A 1,624-nucleotide genomic window follows, 5' to 3' on the forward strand; every position below is an offset into this window, starting at 1 on the left:
GATCTTTCTCCTCGTTCATGCCGCCGACATCCAGGACCGTGATGGGGCGGTTGATGTTCTGGCGGCAATACGCAGGCGCTTTCCCTGGCTGCGCCACATCTTTGCTGATGGCGGCTATGCTGGCAACAAATTGCGATCCGCGCTCGCCTCCATGGGAAAATGGACGGTCGAAATCATCAGGCGGTCCGATACGGCGAAGGGCTTTCAGATCTTGCCTCGCCGCTGGGTGGTTGAACGGACATTCGCCTGGCTGGGACGGTGCAGGCGGCTCGCCAAAGATTGGGAAAAGTCCATTGCTTCCTCAACCGCATGGACATTGATCGCCTCGATCCGCATGCTCACACGACGGACAGCAAGGCATTGTCAAGCTTGGAAAACTTTCGGATCGGGCTCTTAGAGGCTGCTTGGGAAAATCAGTCAACACGTGCCTATGGGTGGTGGGGTTGATGCCTCTTTCGCTGCGTACCGACTACGCTTTCCGTGTGTTGATCCACTTGGCGTGTAATCCTGATTCGCGTGTTACCGTCAGGAACATCACTGAGTTGCAGGGCATTTCGCACAATCATCTTGTGAAAGTTGTACAACACCTGTGTCATGCCGGGATCGTACAAGGTACCCGGGGAGGTACTGGTGGCATCCGTCTGGCTGTGTCTGCCAGAAACATCAACGTCGGTCATATTATGCGGCTCATGGAAACTGAAAAAGAATCCCCTGGCGCCTGTCACCCATCTGGCAATAACCAGTGTATACTGGGCAATGCTTGTCAGTTTCGCCATCTCATAGTACAGGCCGTTGATGCATTTATGGCATTTTCCGATGGAATGAGCTTACTGGATCTCACTAGTGGTTCAGGATAATGTGTTTGCTCACTTTTCCATCCTGGCATGATGCCTCCCTCAAACAGTTGATAGAACATTTGAAGCCGTCGATGAAAAAAATGTCACTGTAGTCATAGTGAATCTCGTGTGAAGTAAGATTCATATAATCTTCAGGTGCAAAGTTCATTTTGTTGCGGGTAATATAATGATAGCGGACGTTATTATTATTACGGTGTTGAAAGATTTTTACCAAAGTACGGACGGCTTCTAGTCACCTGGAACTGAAATAAGCATCATTATATGATATTCCTGTCGCACTGACGGGAGCAGAACGATGGCGGGACGACAGGCAGGTCAGGTAGTACTGCGTCCGCAGGCGCGGACGTTTCTTGAAGGGCAGGTCCGGCGTCACAAGGCGCCGCGGTCATTGTCGGATCGCTGCCGGATGGTTCTGCTCTGCGCCGAAGGCTTGCAGAGCAAGGAAGTCGCTGCACGCCTGGGGGTACATGAGCACACCGTCGGCAAATGGCGGCGGCGGTTTGTCGAAGATGGCATTGAAGGCCTGACCGACGAATATCGTGCCGGCCGGCCCCGCACGGTGTCGGACGCGCAGGTTACGCAGGTCATCGAGCGCACGCTGAACACAACGCCCAAAGACGCGACCCACTGGTCGATCCGTTCCATGGCTGCCGAGATCGGCCTGTCGCATACGACCATCCGCCGGATCTGGAGCGCCTTCGGTCTGCAGCCGCATCGGGCCGAAACCTTCAAACTGTCGACGGACCCGCTATTTGTCGACAAGGTTC

At 54.0% G+C, this 1,624-nt stretch carries 3 protein-coding genes; all 3 read left to right on the top strand.

What is annotated here, in order from left to right:
- A partial coding sequence (locus GEU01_RS21575) for an IS5 family transposase (RefSeq protein ID WP_019087652.1) occupies positions 1-397 on the top strand: 397 nt, incomplete at its 5' end.
- Between the two features lie 49 nt (positions 398-446).
- Entirely contained in the window at positions 447-857 is a 411-nt protein-coding gene (locus tag GEU01_RS25420; protein WP_010511654.1) for an RrF2 family transcriptional regulator, read from the top strand.
- 295 nt (positions 858-1,152) lie between these two features.
- The coding region (locus tag GEU01_RS21585; RefSeq protein WP_019087654.1) for an IS630 family transposase at positions 1,153-1,624 on the top strand (472 nt) is incomplete at its 3' end.

Source organism: Komagataeibacter europaeus LMG 18890, from assembly GCF_000285295.1.
In the GTDB taxonomy this organism is placed as follows: Bacteria; Pseudomonadota; Alphaproteobacteria; order Acetobacterales; family Acetobacteraceae; genus Komagataeibacter; species Komagataeibacter europaeus.